We start from the raw sequence: 17932 nt of genomic DNA, 5'->3' as shown, positions 1-17932 counted from the left end.
GTTACATCCTAAAGGTGCCAAAAATGCGCTCGCGGTGTTCGCTTTGAGTTTTTGCTAGAGATAAAGCCAGCCCAAGCGCTGCACGGGTCTCGGTGGGTTCTATGATGCCATCATCCCACAGCCGCGCGCTGGCATAGATCGGATCGGTTTGCTCCAGGTACTGGGCTTTAATCTCCTCATAGTACCTGGTTTGCTCAGCCTGCTGCCACTGCTCGCCCCGACTCTTGGCGCTATCGCTACGTACCTGGGTTACAACGCTGGCAGCCTGCTCGGCCCCCATCACCCCGATGCGTGATTGTGGCCATGACCAGAGAAAGTTTGGATTATAGGCTCTGCCGCACATGGCGTAATTTCCAGCGCCGTAGGAGTTGCCGACGATAACCGTGTATTTAGGAACCGTAGCGCACGCCACTGCGGTTACCATCTTGGCGCCGTCCTTTGCTATGCCGCGGTGTTCGTACTCCTTGCCGACCATAAATCCGACGATATTTTGAAAAAACACTAGTGGAATGGCGCGTTGCTCGCACAGTTGAATAAAGTGCGCCGCCTTCTCTGCGCTCTCAGAGAATAGAATGCCGTCGTTAGCGAGCACTCCGACCAGGTAGCCATCGATGCGAGCAAACCCGCAGATAATGGTCGTACCGTAGTTGGCTTTGAACTCATCTAGCTCACTATCATCGAGAATACGGGCCAGGATCTCGCGCATCGGAAAATAGTGCTTTGGATCGGAGGGGATAAACCCTGCGATCTCTTCGGCATTAAAACGGGGGGGCTTTGCTGCCGCGCGACCGATGCGCACAGGGTGTATATTTACAATTGATGCAACGCAGCGACGTGCCATAGCGAGCGCCTCGGCATCTGAGTTCGCCAGATAATCCGTGACACCACTAATACGGGAGTGCACATCCCCACCACCGAGCTCCTCGGCCGAAACCTCCTCTCCGGTAGCGGCCTTAACGAGAGGGGGGCCACCAAGGAAGATCATGCCCTGATTTTTAACGATAATCGCCTCATCACTCATGGCTGGAACGTAGGCACCTCCGGCGGTGCACGAACCGAGTACAACCGCTATCTGGGCTACCCCAGCAGCGCTCATACGGGCTTGATTAAAGAAGAGTCGACCGAAGTGCTCGCGGTCGGGAAATACCTGGTCCTGTAGGGGAAGGAATGCGCCCCCGGAGTCCACCAGGTAGAGGCAGGGAAGTTTATTCTCAAGCGCTATCTCCTGAGCGCGGAGATGCTTCTTAACGGTGAGTGGGAAATATGTCCCACCCTTTACCGTGGCATCGTTTGCAATAATCATGCATGGACACCCCTCGATCACCCCGACTCCGGTTACCATACCCGCTCCTGGGCGCACTCCGTCGTAGAGATTGCTGCCGGCGAGCTGCGCTACCTCAAGGAAGGCGGAGCCTGGATCTATTAAGTGCGCGATACGTTCACGCGCCAGGAGCTTTCCGCGCTCAACGTGTCTCTTGACCGAGGGGTCCTGCGGGTCCGGTAGAGAGCTAGCGCGCATTGAGCGTAGCCGCACAAGGTGCAGGTTAAAGGCCGCAGCGTTATCGCTAAAGGGGGAGTCTGTTGTGGAGGGACGTGAGCCAAGTTGCATATATTAGGTGTAACTAGTCAGCATATTCCATAAATATTAGCATACGGTAATGTCACTCAATAGCCCCTAAGGGGCCGATTTGCGGAGCAAATCGAGGGTGAAAACATTAACTGGTCACAAAATCTGCCGTCCCCGATCAGGGGACGACCAATCGAATTACCTATGAAACTTCGCCGTAATCTCAATAGCTTGAATCGCGACATTAAACTACGGTGACCAGTTACGCGGTTTTTTGCATAAAAACCTTCACTTGAGCTGGTCGGTAGGGATATAATAGAGAGATCCGTTTTCATCGTCATCGTAATAATGCTACTGCGCGCTTTTCTTAAGCGCAGAGCTGTTTTTTTATAAGGATTTTAGACCGTGACAGGTAAAGAGCACCGCGATCCAGCAGCTTTGATCTCCGTTATTAGATCCACCATTCCGCAGTTGCAGCGTGGGACATGTTACGTCATGTTCGCTTTTGAGCTTGGATTGTCCATTAATCTCGATCAGGCTGCGCAGCAGATTAAGCAGGGGGTTGAGCGCACAAAGTTTCGCAGAAATAGGAAGGCTCCCAAGCACTTCGACCACGATCCACCCCCCCTTCGGATCTCACAGCATGGACAGCAGATAAACGTAGGAAAGTTCTTTACTAAGCCGCAGGCTGACCTGACCCTGTTTGACTTTGGAGCATGCTCGGTCACCTACGAGGTCGATATAGCCGGCCCGATCGCTCACCTGATTGAGCTAAGCGAGGTGCTTTACGACAACGCTTTTCTACTTAACGATGCCCGCGAACGGGTGGTGCAGTTAATGCAGGAGTTGGATAGGTCGATCTCGCGTGCGAACCTAAGCGAGTTGGTAGAGGACTTTGCGGTCTACCATTTTGAGGAATTTAACGGAACGGTGGAGGTTTCAGCGTTGCTTGAACAACACCCGAGCGAGTTCGCTCGATTGCTACGCGCCGAGAGCGGGGAGCTTGGCAATGAGGAGGTGCAGGACGCAGTATCGAGTCGCACATCGTACGGCGTTGATGATTGCGCCGTTATCGATTGGAACGGAGCGCTCTTTTTTGGGCGGGATGTTGAGGATGTAAAAGCGGTACTTGAATTCTGTAACGTTGAGCTGCTTGAGATGCGCTTCCTCGATGAGCAGCTAGATGATTACCTTGAGAGCGCCTACCATGTCTTGACCACCAGGAAGGGTGGCGAGGCTGATCTTAACAGGGTGGCGCGCTTGCAGGTTGACTCGGCGATCCTGTATGAGGCGGTTGAGAACGCCCTTAAGTTATTGGGGGATCAGTACCTGGCGCGCGTTTACTCACGGGCTTCCGGCAGGTTCCACTTTCCGGACTGGAACTCTAGCATCCGGCGCAAGCTCGACACCCTTGACAGCATCTATCATAAGCTCTCTGACCGTGCTGCACAGCGCCGATCGGAGGTGCTCGAATGGATCGTAATCATATTAATCCTGGTCGAGGTTGTAATGGGGGTCTGGGAGAAGATTTAAGCTAAAAACAGATCCAATAACCCAAGCACCATCTTGCTCCGCCTGCATCATTCTGATTGTATGGGCGGATGCGATTCACGGTCCTCTCATCTGGTAGTAAAGCTAATTGTACATTCGTAGAAGCTGGGGGTTCACGCTTTCTGGTGGACTGTGGACTCTCTGGTAAACAGGCAGAGCAGCGCTTAGCCGAAAACGGAATCGACCCTAAAACCCTCTCTGCTATCCTAGTAACACATGAACACGCCGATCATATTAATGGTGTTTCGACCCTTAGTCGGCGCTACGGTCTGCCGGTCTATGCCAACGAGCGGACGATGGAGCGCATCACTAAGCCCCGTGGCAGGGAGATCTTTAAGACCGGCCAGGACTTTAACCTTGGTTCGGTCGAGATTACCCCATTTAGTATCGTGCACGATGCGACCGATCCGGTCGGATATGTTATCCGCGCCGAGGGCTTTAAGCTCGTTATCGTTACCGACCTTGGACGGGTGACAACCCTGGTCCAGGAGCACGTGCGCGGTGCGAACGCTATCCTGCTTGAGTCGAACCACGATCAGGAGATGCTACAGGCGTGCAGCTACACCTGGGAGCTTAAGCAACGGATCGCCTCAACCCATGGGCACCTCTGTAACGAAGCGGCGGGACAGTTACTGGAGGAGATTATGCATCCAGAGCTCTTTCATATCGTGCTCGGGCACTTAAGCGAGAACAGTAATACTCCGACCTTGGCGCTCGAGTGTGCCAACCGCTATGTAAAACGGAGCGCCGAACGCTCTGTGGGCTTAAGAACCCTGCTGTGTGGCAATATTTATCAGAGCTTGCCTACGCTTGAGCTTGATGAGCCGTACAACGGCAAGGTGCTAGTTAATGCGTGATATAGGGCGCTGACTGCTCAGTTATATATAAATATAAGCGGCGTGGTTGTCAGCACAGATTAGGTAAAAGGCAGCTTTTGCGGATCTCTCCATAAAGCTGCCCTGACAACCACAAGTTAAGGATTAGTTATAATCTCTCCTACACTTGGTTTAAAAGCAGATTGAGCCATATGGAACTTTTTGAAAGTTGTGACTGCCAATAGGGATCTCCCTAGTGCGCAAGAAACATCAATCGCATTAGGTTTGTCCTCCAAGCCCTTGAGCTCCTGAAGTGCTTTCTCAAGTAAGGTTCGCATCTCTGCGCAGCCCTCATTAAGATCCTTCCGTAGCGCAGTGCCTGGAACCCTAGCAAACTCGCCTTCCACGCCCCTTAGCAGTACTAACATGCCTTGAACTCGTCTGCGTTGTGCCACCGCAAACAACTTCATGTCGTTTACGGTCTCCGCCTCCAAATTAGCAAGGTTGGTAGCAAAGCTACCTAAGGCATGCTGCAGCTCACACACAGCTCCAATCGTATCATCCGCGCCAAGCGGTTGTAGCTCAGGAGCTGGTGCCAGAAGCCCTAACGCAAAAAACATTAGACAGGTACTCATAAAACCTCCTTTAGAGAAAAACCATCTACCTAACCCGTGCCGACGGAGTGAGCCCACTAAGCGAGTTCACTCCGTCAGCAAGAACGCCACCTCTACCGTTTACCGTTATTTATCGGACCCTATACCAGCCCAGGGCTGTAATCGGAAGCTCTTTTGCCCTCATGTAGCACAAAAGGTGCGAGGCTTTTTATGCTAACGGCCCCCTGAAACGACGTACCGAATGCTCTCAGGGCTAAGGAAGCACTATTTATGGCAATATTTATGAGAGCTTACCTACACGGGAGCTTGATGAAACATGCCGTGACGGGGTAATAGTTAAGGCATGATTCCTCGCTATACAAACCCTGAAATGGCGGAGGTCTGGTCCGATCAGACCCGCTACACTATTTGGCTCGATATTGAACGACACGCCCTAGAGGGCTTGGTCAAGCTGGGGGCCGCTCCCGCTGAGGCGCTCAAAGCCTATAACGAGAAGGCCAGCTTCTCCGTCACGCGGGTGCAGGAGATTGAGCGCGAAGTAAAGCACGACGTTATCGCCTTTCTGACCAACGTTGCCGAGCATGTCGGCCCCCTGTCGCGCTACGTGCATCGAGGGATGACCTCGAGTGATGTTGTTGATACCTGCCTTGCTGTACAGATGAGACGCGCAGGATTGATGCTTCAGAAGCGCATTGAAACCCTGATGCAGAGCGTCAGAGAACGCGTCATTGAGTTTAAGCATACGCCGTGTATCGGTCGTTCTCACGGGATTCACGCCGAGCCGACAACGTTCGGTGTTAAGCTAGCGGGCTGGTACGCAGAGCTAGATCGCCAACTTAAACGGCTTAAGGCCGCAACGGAAACGATCTCAGTTGGAAAGTTATCGGGCGCAGTTGGTACCTATGCTGGGATCGATCCGAGCGTTGAGGAGCTCGTTATGCAGCGCCTTGATCTTACGGCTGAAACGGTTGCAACCCAGGTTGTTTCGCGCGATAGGCACGCAGATTTTATGGCGTGCCTAGCTGGTGTTGCAAGCTCAGTTGAGCGCTTCGCTGTTGAGATTAGGCACCTGCAACGCACCGAGGTGCGTGAAGCTATGGAGGGGTTTGCTCCTGGACAAAAGGGCTCATCGGCGATGCCGCATAAGCGCAATCCGATCCTGACCGAGAACCTATGTGGTTTAGCGCGACTTCTGCGTTCGTACGCGCAGGCCTGCTTTGAGAACGTAGCACTCTGGCATGAACGTGATATTAGCCACAGCTCGGCCGAGCGGGTAGCTATTCCAGATGCCTGTATCGCACTTGATTTTATGCTCAGTCGCTTTGATAGCGTAGTAAGAAACCTGGTCGTATCGCCTCAGCGGATGCTTGAGAATCTTGAGCTAACGCGCGGTACAGTATTCTCTGGGCACCTTCTTGTGGCGCTTGTTGATAAGGGGGTCTCGCGTGAGGATGCCTATGCGCTCGTTCAGAAGCACGCCCTGGCGGCCTGGGATGGTGGTGCGACCCTTGCGGAGCGGGTCGCGCAGGATGCGCTTGTTTCGAAGGCTCTTACGGCCGAGGAGCTTAAGGGTGTGTTCGATCTCGCAAGGCATCTCCGTAGGGTGGATATGATTATAGAGCGTGCGCTTGCTTAGTATTATAAGGGGTAGGATATGCGTTATCAGGTCTTAGTAAGATTAAAGCCCGGAGTGCTTGATGTGCAGGGCAAGGCGGTAGAGAGCGGGCTTAAGGATAAGCACTTCGATGGGATCCGTAACGTCAGGATAGGTCGAGTTATCGAGCTTGAGGTTGAGGGGCTCGGCAAGGAGGAGGCGCGTAGCCAAGTTGACGAGATCTGTCGGCTCCTGCTCGCTAATCCAGTTATAGAGCAGTACGAGATCCTGGAGGTCGCGTGAGGGTCGCGGTAGTTGTCTTTCCAGGAACCAACTGCGAGCAGGATGTCGAGCATGTCTATGCCGGGCTGCTTAAGCAGGAGGTCTTGCCCATTTGGCACCGTGACACCGATCTAAAGGGTGCTGACCTGGTTGTACTACCTGGTGGTTTTTCATATGGGGACTATCTCCGGACAGGGGCGTTAGCCAAGCTTTCGCCTGTGATGAGGTCGGTTAGAGCCCATGCCGAGGCTGGTGGTAGGGTGCTTGGTATCTGTAACGGCTTTCAGATCCTGTGCGAGGCGGGGCTACTTCCAGGGGTTCTCCTTGAAAATGTAGGCAGACGGTTCCTTTCACGCTTTATTAATATGCGCGTCGAATCAACTGCATCCTTCTTTACGCAGGGGTTAACACCGGGTGCTGTGATTACCTGTCCAATCGCCCATTTTCAAGGCAATTACTTTGCAGAGCCGGCAACCCTCGAGGAGCTTGAGAGTCACGGCCAGGTGGTATTTCGGTACTGTGATGCAACTGGCGAGGTATCGCCTCATGATGTTACTGTGAACGTTAACGGCTCCTGCCGCGCCATCGCTGGAATCTCTAGCCGTAACGGCAACGTAGTTGGTCTAATGCCACACCCGGAGCGAGCCGTTGAGGCTCTGATCGGATTCGTTGGTGGTGCGAGTGGGCTTAGGCCATTTTTAGATAATAAATAATTTACCAAGGCCTAGCCGGTGATGATACTTAATTCAGGTGCTCACCGTGTGGTTATCCTGCTCTGTACGGGCCTCTCTTTATACGGGGGGATCGCAACAGCGGAGATTAAAGATTCTAGAAAACCTGCAACTTGCGAGCAGAGTTTATCTTTAGAAGGATTTCGAGCATCAGCGCTTAGTCAAAGTCCATTGGTTGCCGAGATTGACCGCGATTATGCAAAAGAGCTGGCGAGCGCCTTCGATACCGAAGTTTTAATTAATCCCGAGCTGCAGGCGGAGCAAACTTTTACCCGCATGAATATGGGTGGCGATAACGATCCCCAGGCACAGGTAAGTATTGGACAGACTATTAGACTTTCAAATTTTGGCAGTAGGGAGCGCGTGGCTGCCCTTATTCGCAGATCCGGAGATAGACAAAAGAGGGCACAGATCCTTGAGTTAACTCAAAAGTTGCTAGTTCAATTCAGAACGCTCTACGTGTTGCAGGAGACCGATAAGATCCTCGCTAATGCTGAGCAACGCGCCGCAAAAAAGGTCTTACTTATCAGTGTGGGTGTTAAAAAAGGGTTGTTATCCCAGGGGGACGAGAAGCTCTTTGATGGTGAGAGATATCGCCTACAGGCGCAAAGAAAGGGAGCTGCTGCAACTATAGCAACTCTTCAGAGCGAATTGGCTAGATCTACCGGCTCCCCGTGTTCCATCCTCACAACAGGCCAGGAGCTACTAACCGAGCTTCCCTCTGAGGAGCTTCTCCTGCAGAAAGCCCGTTCTAGCGATCTAAGTGAGAGCACCAGGGTCGATCTATTAGTTAATCTAGCGCGCGAGGAGATGCGACTCTCTGAGCTAGATGCCTACCCTCAAATTACACCACGTTTAGTGTATCAACACACTAACGACGGTGGGGACTTCTTCGGCGCAGGTCTTTCAATGTCACTTCCATTTTGGAACAGAAATCAGGGTCAACAGATCCGCAGCAGAGCGGAGCAACGTTTCGTTGAGGCTAAGAGCACCTTTCTCTCTAACGGCGGACTTGAGGTGCAGATAAAAAACCTGAGAAGAGCCGCAGAAAGCTCCAAGGAGCAAAGTGAGATCTTCTCATTAAAGGTTATCCCATCATTTGAGGCAGCGCTGCGCTCTCAAGAGAAGCTCTATGCAGAGGGGAAGGGCAACGTGTTGCAGGTTTGGCAGACGTTACGCACCTTCAATGAGGTTCAGACACAGGGTTTGCAGCTCTGGCTTGAAGCTGTTTCGGTAAGGGTGCAGCTTTCATTGCTTGTTGGAGAGGAGGTTTAAATGAAAATAAATCAATTACTATCAAGATTCTTAGTTACCTCATTTTTATTATTCCTAGCCCTTGGGTGTAAGAACTCACAGCAAGTGGCAAAGGACGAGCACGGACACGGAATTGAAGAAGAACACGCAGAAGAGGAACGTGGACCGCATCGTGGCAAACTTCTAACTGAAGGAACATTCTCTTTAGAGTTACAGATCTTTGAAACTGGAGTCCCTCCGCAATACCGAGTCTTTGGATATGAGAATGGCAAACCTCTGTCACCGAGTGATTTTTCCGCATCAGTTTCACTAACTCGACTCGGCGGAAAAGTTGACCTGTTCAAATTTAAACCAGTTGCCGACTTCCTAACGAGCGATAGCGAGGTGGCAGAACCTCACTCATTTGATGTCGAAGTATCGGCAGAACATAAGGGTAAAAAATACACTTGGAAATTTGATTCCTACGAAGGAAGAACTGAAATACCAGATGAGATCGCGGAGCGTTCGGGAATAAAGATAGAAAAAGCAGCGCCTCATCAGATTAGAACTATTTTACGCACTCGTGGAAAGGTTCTTCCAAGTGAGCATAAGATAGCACACATCATCCCCCGTTTCTCGGGCATCGTGCGCGAGGGATCTAAGCACATCGGCGATAGCGTAGCTAAGGACGAGGTTCTTGCGGTCATTGAGAGCAACGAAAGTCTGCAACCTTTTAACGTTCGTTCTCAGATATCCGGCACCATTGTAAACGGGCATATTGTTATCGGAGAGTTCGTACCGGAGAACCAATGGATATATATCGTTGCAGATCTCTCTGAAGTTTGGGTGGATTTTTTTGTGCCTCTTAGAGCACAGTCGGGGGCCAAGATTGGACAGAAGGTTCTTATCTCCCCGGTTCATAGTGCAGAGATTACCGACGGGATCGTTTCGTACGTGGCTCCATACGCTGACGAGGGGTCCCAATCGCAACTGATACGAGCAGTCGTTTCTAATAATCCGCAACGGCTTCTACCGGGGATGTTCGTTACGGGGGACCTAGTGGTTGATCAAACTGAAGCGAGGGTCGCCGTTAAAAAAGAGGCGCTGCAAACATTTAGAGAGCAGACGGTAGTTTTTGCGAAGGTAGGTAACACCTATGAGGTTAAACCCCTAACCCTTGGCAAGAGCGACGGTGAGTGGGTTGAGGTTTTGGAGGGGCTATCGCCAGGGGAGAGATACGTTACCGGTAACGCCTTTCTTATAAAAGCTGATATTCTTAAGTCTGGGGCCACGCATGATCACTAAGCGCGGTTCCGTAGGAGGTTCTAGAGATGTTTAATTTTATTATTAGAACCTCGATTGCGTATCGCCACTTAGTGCTATCTTTGTCACTACTCCTCGCAATAGTCGGCGCTGTTTCATATAAGCGACTGATTATTGATGCGGTGCCTGATATTACCAATATTCAGATCCAAATAAATTCAGAAGCGCAAGGATATTCCCCTTTTGAGGTTGAGCAACGTATTACCACCCCGATTGAACTCTCTCTTTCTGGTATTCCAGCACTTGATTATACGCGCTCCCTCTCTCGCTACGGCTTGTCGCAGGTGACGGTTGTCTTTAAAGACGGCACAGATATTTATTTTGCCCGCCAGCTCGTAGCGCAACGCATCCAAGAATCGAAAGATAAGCTTCCCGATGGGATTAATCCATCTATGGGACCGATCGCAACAGGGTTGGGTGAGATCTTTATGTTTACCGTCGGTAATGCTGAAGATGCTAAACAGTTAAGATCGCTTCAGGAACTTAGAGAGGTACAAGATTGGGTTGTAAAGCCTCAACTGAGAACTATTCCAGGCGTAGTAGAGATTAACTCCTTGGGAGGCGCCTCTAAGCAGATAGTTATTATACCAGATATTGAAAAACTGAGAGCCTTTCAAATTACGCTTGAGGATCTCTCTCTGGCGATTTCTCGCAATAACTCCAATGTGGGGGCAGGGTTCATAGAGCAAAGTGGCGAGCAGTTTCTTTTAAGGGTTCCCTCTCAGGTTGAGAACTATGCCGAGCTTAATGAGATCGTAGTTGGGGTACATGAAGGTATTCCGATTGAGGTTCGTGATGTTGCATCCATTGAGATCGGTTCCGAGCTTCGTACGGGGGCGGCGACAGAGAACGGGCGCGAGGTGGTGCTCGGCACCGTTCTTATGCTTAGGGGAGAAAACGGGCGTGACGTGTCTAACAGGGTCAGCGAGAAGCTTAATGAGATAGCTCGCTCCCTTCCTGAAGGGGTGTTTATTAAGCCGGTGTATAATCGCTCCGATCTGGTGAACGCTACCATAGCAACCGTAAGGCAAAATCTATTAGAGGGCGCCTTGTTGGTTATCGCCATTCTGTTTGGCGCACTTGGCAACGTACGAGCAGCACTACTCACTGCGTGCGTCATCCCACTTTCCATGCTACTCACGATATTTGGAATGGCGCAAGGGCGACTGAGCGCGAATCTTATGAGCTTAGGGGCGCTTGATTTTGGTCTGATCGTAGATGGCGCCGTTATCCTTGTTGAGAACTGCATTAGGAGATTCGCAGAGGCGCAAGCCCGCTTGGGAAGGTTGCTTACAAAAGAGGAGCGCCTGAGCCTAGTGTACGAGGCCTCCTGCGAGGTTCGCCAAGCCACTATGTTTGGTGAGCTGATTATTATGCTTGTTTACATTCCGATACTGGCGCTCTCTGGAATTGAGGGCAAGATGTATCACCCGATGGCTATCACGGTGTTGATGGCTCTTGGAGCAGCCTTTATTCTCTCCATGACGTTCGTTCCGGCTGCCGTTGCCGTTTGTATTACAGGCAAGGTGAAGGCTCATGCTCCTTGGGTGGAGTATGTGCAATCTGCATATAGAGCGCTGCTGGTCAGGCTTCTGAGAATTCCTGTGGTTATCGTCACAGCTGCTGTGCTCATATTTATAGGCTCACTCCTTTTGTTTGGGCGCTTAGGCTCTGAGTTTATCCCAGCGTTAGATGAGGGGGATATAGCGCTGCATGCGCTAAGAATACCGGGAACATCCCTGACACAGGCGGTTAGTATGCAGCATCAATTAGAGGATGCGATTAAAACGATGCCTGAGGTTAGCCATGTCTTTGCAAAGATCGGAACGGCCGAGATAGCTATTGATCCGATGCCTCCAAGCGTTGCTGATGGCTTTGTGATGCTTAAACCACGTTCCGAATGGAGCGATCCGAAAAAGCCTAAAAATGAGGTCGTTTCACAGCTTGAAGAGATCGTAGCAAAGGTGCCGGGGAATAACTATGAGTTCACACAGCCTATTCAGATGCGTTTTAATGAGCTTATCGCTGGGGTCCGGAGTGATATAGCGGTTAAGGTTTTTGGTGATAACGTTGAGGTGCTCTTGGAGGAGGCCGAGAAGATTAAAGGGGTGCTTGCAGGTATTCCTGGAGCCTCAGACACCAGGGTTGAATCGACAACCGGGCTTCCTATGATCGTCATTAAGCCGAATCGTTCAAAGATGGCGCGTCTTGGCTTGAATTCTGCCGATATCCAGAGCGTAGTGCGTACCGCTTACGCTGGAGAGGAGGTCAGTAGGTACTTTGAAGGGGATAGAAACTTCCCAATAGTTGTCAGACTGAGTGAGCTTGATAGAGGTAACAGAGATGCTATCTCTAATCTGCCGATCCCTCTGCCCCCTGATATCTCTGTGCAGGATAATGAGTTTAATACCAGACGCGCGCAGCTGAAATTAGAGAGGCCAGACAGACCCTATATGAGCTTGGGGGACGTTGCAGATTTATCAGTTATCGAGGGGCCGAATCAGATCAGTAGGGAGAATGGAAAGAGAAGGATCGTTGTTACTGCGAATGTTCGTAACCGCGACCTCGGATCTTTCGTTGAGGAGGCGCAAGCTAAGATATCCTCAGAGGTGAACCTTCCAGCTAATTATTGGCTTGGATGGGGTGGTCAATATGAAAACCTGATCTCGGCAAAACAGAAGCTTATGATAGTAGTCCCCCTTGTTCTGCTTGGTGTGTTCGGTTTGATCTATTTTACCTTTCGGTCATTCAGGTACTCCCTACTTGTCTTTACAGGGGTTCCTTTTGCACTGTCGGGAGGAATCCTAGCGTTATGGTGCAGAGGGATACCATTTTCCATCTCTGCTGCCGTCGGCTTTATTGCCCTCTCCGGTGTCTCGGTTCTTAATGGGCTGGTGCTTGTAAGCTTTACGAAGAGATTAATTACCGATGGGTTTGATATTACCTTAGCCGTTGTAGAGGGCGCGGTCTCTCGTTTAAGGCCGGTACTAATGACCGCTTTTGTGGCCTCTTTAGGCTTTGTGCCGATGGCTCTATCGCAAGGCACGGGCTCTGAGGTTCAGAGGCCCCTTGCAACGGTTGTTATCGGAGGGATTATCTCGTCAACAGCGTTGACGTTGCTGGTCTTGCCGGTGCTGATATCGCTATCTTCCAGTGGCCTTTCAGTAGGTAGGTGGTTGCGTAAGGGCCGCTCTATAACTACGGGTCTTCGTAACTAGTCAGCATAAACTAAGGACGATTGCACAGGTAGGAACCCTGTACCAACCCCTCAGGGGTCGATTTGCAGAGCAAATCGGGGGGGATAATATTAACTGTCACAAAATATATCGTCCCCGATCAGGGGACAACAAGAAAGGGTGTAGCGTACAAAGACCACCTTCTATGATACCTCGCAGGCTATTGATGAGCTTTACTCTTGTGACTCCCCCTCCTCCGTGCTAACGCGCTGCGGCGAGACAGGTTTCGAGCCATCACCTGATGACTTTTAAGCGCCGCTTCCTTTCCTTTAGGTCAAAAACGATAATCTGGGCGACGACCATCAATATTCCTCCAACTTTCCGCCACTTAATGGGCTCTGTTGCAATGTCGATACCGCAGATCAGCTACTTGCGGAAAGTGAATTAATCTTCCTATCCCTAACTATCTGTGCACAGGTAAAATTCAATGCTATCGTTATTGAAAAAGACAACAAGTTAATTGGAGTAGGAGGGGGACAGATGAGTCGGATAGATTCAGTTGAGCTGGCTTTGTCAAAAGTAAAAACACATGGCCATGATTTAACCGGAGCTGTAGTTGCCTCAGACGCGTTCTTCCCATCTTCGGATTCTGTTGAAACATTGGCCGGAGTCGGTATAAAAGCAATTATTGCACGGTCAGGAGCCAAGCGCGACCAAGAGAGCATTGAAATGTCCAATAAACAGGAGTATCAATTCTCTTTGTTAGTGACAGGCACTTTAAACATTAACTCAAAGTATAAGCTCATATTTTTTATAATTTCCTAGTATTCTTATAAACTCGCAAAACCATGCAAAAATCAAAAATTTTCATTATCTTTGTTTTATCATTTCTACTGCCATTAAATTTCGCTAACGCATACTTGGATCCGGGCACAGGTAGTATTTTGCTACAAGTATTACTTGCCGGATTCTTGGGTGCTCTTTTATATATAAAAACATTTTTCAGAATGGTAAAGAGCTGGTTTGTTAAGCCTAAAAAAGAGGATGAAACAAAAGATTCGGAAGAGAAAAAAGAAGATTGGAGTAGTTCTAGGAAATAATGAAGTAATATATTTAAACTATGCCAGCCTTACTTAAAACCTCATTTCGCGATCCATCAGGCTTTGTTTATAAATCCGGCGAATCTTTTTACCGACAGATAAACAAAAGTTATAAAGAGCAGTATCAAAAACTCAAAGAAACTAACTTGCTTGAAGAGCTTTGGAGAAAACAGCTTTTAATAGAGCACAAAGAAGTCTCAGGTAAGGGCAGTATTGACGCAAATCATTATTTAACAATTGAACCTCGGACAATTCCATTTGTCTCTTATCCCTATGAGTGGTGTTTTTCTGAATACAAGAAAGCTGCGCTTTTAACCCTTGAGATTGAAGAGATTGCTTTAAAAAAAGGGATGACATTAAAAGATGCATCGGCGTTTAACGTGCAGTTTATTGGAAGTAATCCTGTATTTATAGATACGCTTTCATTTGAGATATACCGAGAAGGAGACCCATGGGTGGCATACAAGCAGTTTTGCGAACACTTTCTTGCCCCTCTCTCACTTATGGCGTATCAAGATGTAAGATTAAATGCCTTATTTCAATCTTCTGTAAATGGCATACCATTAGATATTGCCAGCAAACTTCTTCCATTTAAAACTAAATTTAACCTTCAACTTTTTCTCCACATACATCTGCATGCAAAAAAACAAAAACAGTTTGCCGATTCAACAAAATTGATCGAAGAAGATCAAAGTAAAGAAAGATCGGCTAGAAGCAAATTAACAGAAAACAAGAAACTCAGAATCTCCAAACATTCAAGACTAGCGTTGATTGACGGATTAAAATCGGCAGTTTTAAGACTAAAATGGAATCCTGGGGGAACAGAGTGGGCAGATTATTACAATAACACTAATTATTCCTCCACAGCTTTTACAGAAAAACATAAGATTATTGATTCAATGCTAAAAGCCGTTGCTCCCAAAGTAGTCTGGGATTTTGGTGCCAATGATGGTGAATTCAGTATGATTGCCGAAAAGCACGGAGCATACGTTGTTTCTTTCGATGTCGATCCTTCGGCGGTCGAAAAAAATTTCATTAGGCTTTCGAATAACAAGCAAAACAAAGCTAAAAACAATATTCTGCCGTTAATGTCTGATTTAACCTCACCTACACCGGCGATTGGTTGGGGCCATGCTGAAAGGATGAGTTTAGTGGAGCGGGGTCCGGCAGATCTTCTGCTGTCTTTGGCCTTGATTCATCATCTTGCAATCTCTAATAACACTCCTCTTGCTTTAATAGCAGAATATTTTTCTAAATGTTCTAGAAATTTAATTATTGAATTTGTTCCTAAGACCGACTCACAGGTACAAAAATTGCTTGCGACAAGGAAAGATATTTTTCCGGAATACACGCAAGAGTTTTTCGAAAAAGAATTCAGCAATTTCTTTAAAATAATTTCTGCTGAAAAAATTTCCGGAAGTGAGCGAGTTTTGTATTTATTAAAAGCTCTTTAGCTTAGTTATGAAATCAAGTGTTGCATATCTTCGTTCGTTTCTTTGTTATATTACATTAACCTGTCTTGCCATTGCTTCACCAATCCTCAATATATTGGCTCAAGGACAGGAGTTCTTTATAAATAAGCACATGGGGTTAAGTGAAATTTTACTCACTATTTTCATTCTAGTTGCCATTCCTGCCCTAATTTTCAACAGTTTAGAAATAATAACATTTAAATTAAAAAAATATTATCAATTTCCGGTATTCGCAGTATTAATTTTTTTATTTCTATTACCTACAATTAATAGTTTTTTTCAAGATGGAAGATTATCTTTAATTATAAGTTGTTTTCTTTCTTTAATATTCGGCGTCTCACTGGCTTTTAAGCAAAGTTTACAGAAAATACTATTGGTATTCTCACCAATAGTATTAATCGCACTCTTTAACTTTTTTAGCAGTGCTAAATATATTTTCTCTGAGTCTAATAGTGATAAGCCTAGTAGTAATAAAGATTCACTAACTACCATTAACGCCCAAGATCAACAGACCGACAAAATACCGGTTGTGCTTCTGGTATTAGATGAGTTTTCACTTAATGCACTGCTTACAGAAGATATCAATATTGATGAGGCAAGATTTCCGAACTTTGCACGGCTAAAGAACCAATCTTATTGGTACAGAAACGCAACTACGGTTAATCAGTTTACACCGCTAGCTGTGCCGGCAATTTTGTCAGGCAAGGCACCACAAGGCACATCTAAACTTCCAACCTACGATCACTATCCAATAAATATTTTTTCAATTTTAGCAGAATCGCATGAAGTATCTGTCTACGAACCGTTCACGTCTTTATGTCCGGAAGAAGTTTGTAATAAAAAGAAAGAAAATAGTAACCAGGTAGTCTCTTATGATATTTTTAAAGATTTATTCGCTATTTACCTGAATTATTTAGTGCCGCCGGATCTGGCAGTTTTTTCTTTATTACCCCAAATAGATGGGAAATGGGGAGATTTTTGGGATGAGCAAGACTGGGTTGCGCCAAGCTTTAATCGTGAAGCAAGACTTTATGAGATCAACAATTTTATCGACAAAATAAAAATAAGAGACCCAAACAAACCAAAATTTATCTTTGCACACACTATTCTTCCTCATATGCCGTACCAATATACTTCTGAAGGATTTATGTATAGTCCTACATATACACGAGGTTATGTTGGTAATGCATGGGGCGATAATGAGATCTTGATAGCGCGATGCTATGAACAGTTTCTTACACAAGTAGGATTGGTTGATCGCTTATTGGGAAGACTAATCGAAAAGCTTAAAGCAATAAATATTTTTGATCAGTCATTAATTGTAGTAGTTGCTGATCATGGAGTTTCATTTGAAAAGGGTGCTTATAGGAGAAGTTTTGCCGAGAGTGAGCGTTTCTACCAAGACTTGATGAGCGTTCCGCTACTAATCAAAAAACCTAATCAAGTTAGCGGAGAGGTGATCGATGTAAATGCTCAAATAATAGATGTTCTCCCAACAATCCTTGATGTTTTAGGAATACATCAGAAATATAAATTGGATGGAATTTCTTTGTTTAGTAAACAAGAAAGAGAACTGCACAAGGGAGTTTTAATTGGAAAGAATCCCGGAAAAGATAAAAGCAACGACTCCAAATTTATAGGCAAAGTCAAATCGTTTGAGTTCTTGCCTCAAATTCCTGTTGATACATTGAAATGGAAATATAACTTACCCGGATTCAAAGAATTAAACAACTTTAATCCCTTTTATATCGGCCCGCACTCTAATTTTATCGGCAGGAAAGTTTCGAAGTTTACAACTCAAAACCGCAATTTTGAGACTCATATAATAGATTTTAAGGGGCGTGAACTTTCTCCAATTTTAAAATTTCAGAAAAAATCCAAACGTTGCCCCTGTAATATTGAAGGTATTGTAAGAGGCGAGGGAGTGAACAAAGCAGATATTGTTGCTATTGCTGTAAATGATCTCGTAATAGGTTTCTCGGAACTTGTAGAAACACCGCTCGGGTTTGATTTTCTAACTTTAGCCAGTGTTAATAGTTTTGTGGAAGGGGATAACAAAGTGAGTGTTTATTTGGTTAAAAAGAATGGATCTGAGATAGTTTTGCAGAAGAAATAAATTTTTTGAGTGGTTTTTATAAATTGTCCAAAATGGGAGCATGACGCAGATCGTATCTAAATAGGAAAATAATTTATACTATCAAGATCATTGGACAAGATCATTAGTACGGGGTTACATCTGGTCCATTACCGCAGATCGGCTACTTGCGGAAAGTGAATTGATCTTCCTATCTTTGGCAACCTCATTGATTAAACTACTTAATTATTCCCAGGTCTTTTTGTTTGCATCAGTGACCAGATTCCTCCTGAGTAATCTTCTTAACGCGATAGCTCCAAAACCGGCAAGAGTTCCATAACCGGGAAAACCAAAGAGCGCCAAAATCACGATCCCTCCAAGGAAGCGGCTCGCATCAAGA

14 protein-coding genes are annotated in these 17932 nt (G+C 47.2%); 12 read left to right on the top strand and 2 right to left on the bottom strand.

The window, feature by feature from the left end:
* Position 1: 1 nt before the first annotated feature.
* Positions 2 to 1609 carry a methylcrotonoyl-CoA carboxylase gene (locus NTV65_07135; protein ID MCX6114971.1) on the bottom strand — a complete coding sequence of 536 codons (1608 nt, stop codon included), beginning with the start codon at positions 1607 to 1609 and terminating at the stop codon, positions 2 to 4.
* A gap of 363 nt (positions 1610 to 1972) precedes the next feature.
* Here NTV65_07135 and NTV65_07130 point away from each other — a divergent pair, with 363 nt between their 5' ends.
* A complete protein-coding gene (locus NTV65_07130; protein MCX6114970.1) occupies positions 1973 to 3100 on the top strand; it encodes a hypothetical protein in 1128 nt (375 codons plus the stop codon).
* Positions 3101 to 3168: 68 nt separating this feature from the next.
* Positions 3169 to 3975 carry an MBL fold metallo-hydrolase gene (locus NTV65_07125; protein MCX6114969.1) on the top strand — a complete coding sequence of 269 codons (807 nt, stop codon included), beginning with the start codon at positions 3169 to 3171 and terminating at the stop codon, positions 3973 to 3975.
* A gap of 116 nt (positions 3976 to 4091) precedes the next feature.
* Here NTV65_07125 and NTV65_07120 read toward each other — a convergent pair whose 3' ends face one another.
* Positions 4092 to 4568: a hypothetical protein gene (locus tag NTV65_07120; protein ID MCX6114968.1), complete on the bottom strand. Its 477-nt coding sequence runs from the start codon at positions 4566 to 4568 to the stop codon at positions 4092 to 4094.
* 322 nt (positions 4569 to 4890) lie between these two features.
* Here NTV65_07120 and purB point away from each other — a divergent pair, with 322 nt between their 5' ends.
* From purB to NTV65_07070, 10 genes are all read left to right on the top strand, one after another.
* A complete protein-coding gene (purB, locus tag NTV65_07115) occupies positions 4891 to 6183 on the top strand; it encodes an adenylosuccinate lyase (protein MCX6114967.1) in 1293 nt (430 codons plus the stop codon).
* Positions 6184 to 6201: 18 nt separating this feature from the next.
* Positions 6202 to 6444, top strand: a complete 243-nt coding sequence (gene purS / locus NTV65_07110) for a phosphoribosylformylglycinamidine synthase subunit PurS (protein ID MCX6114966.1) — start codon at positions 6202 to 6204, stop codon at positions 6442 to 6444.
* A complete protein-coding gene (gene purQ, locus NTV65_07105; protein MCX6114965.1) occupies positions 6441 to 7136 on the top strand; it encodes a phosphoribosylformylglycinamidine synthase subunit PurQ in 696 nt (231 codons plus the stop codon). The genes purS and purQ overlap by 4 nt, the downstream gene beginning before the upstream one ends.
* Before the next feature lie 21 nt (positions 7137 to 7157).
* Entirely contained in the window at positions 7158 to 8429 is a 1272-nt protein-coding gene (locus tag NTV65_07100) for a TolC family protein (GenBank protein ID MCX6114964.1), read from the top strand.
* A complete protein-coding gene (locus NTV65_07095; GenBank protein ID MCX6114963.1) occupies positions 8430 to 9692 on the top strand; it encodes an efflux RND transporter periplasmic adaptor subunit in 1263 nt (420 codons plus the stop codon).
* A gap of 26 nt (positions 9693 to 9718) precedes the next feature.
* Positions 9719 to 12928 (top strand): CusA/CzcA family heavy metal efflux RND transporter, encoded by a 3210-nt coding sequence (locus tag NTV65_07090; GenBank protein ID MCX6114962.1) that lies wholly within the window; start codon positions 9719 to 9721, stop codon positions 12926 to 12928.
* Positions 12929 to 13333: 405 nt separating this feature from the next.
* Entirely contained in the window at positions 13334 to 13711 is a 378-nt protein-coding gene (locus NTV65_07085) for a hypothetical protein (protein ID MCX6114961.1), read from the top strand.
* Positions 13712 to 13734: 23 nt separating this feature from the next.
* Positions 13735 to 13986 carry a hypothetical protein gene (locus NTV65_07080; GenBank protein ID MCX6114960.1) on the top strand — a complete coding sequence of 84 codons (252 nt, stop codon included), beginning with the start codon at positions 13735 to 13737 and terminating at the stop codon, positions 13984 to 13986.
* Between the two features lie 20 nt (positions 13987 to 14006).
* Positions 14007 to 15440, top strand: coding sequence for an SAM-dependent methyltransferase (locus NTV65_07075; protein MCX6114959.1), 1434 nt, complete (start codon positions 14007 to 14009; stop codon positions 15438 to 15440).
* Positions 15441 to 15447: 7 nt separating this feature from the next.
* A complete protein-coding gene (locus NTV65_07070) occupies positions 15448 to 17574 on the top strand; it encodes a sulfatase-like hydrolase/transferase (GenBank protein ID MCX6114958.1) in 2127 nt (708 codons plus the stop codon).
* The last annotated feature ends 358 nt before the right edge of the window (positions 17575 to 17932 follow it).

The organism is Pseudomonadota bacterium (assembly GCA_026390555.1).
Taxonomy (GTDB): Bacteria; Bdellovibrionota_C; UBA2361; order UBA2361; family OMII01; genus OMII01.
The sequence above is the reverse complement of the archived record's forward strand: the minus strand, read 5'-3'. Positions and strand labels throughout refer to the sequence as shown.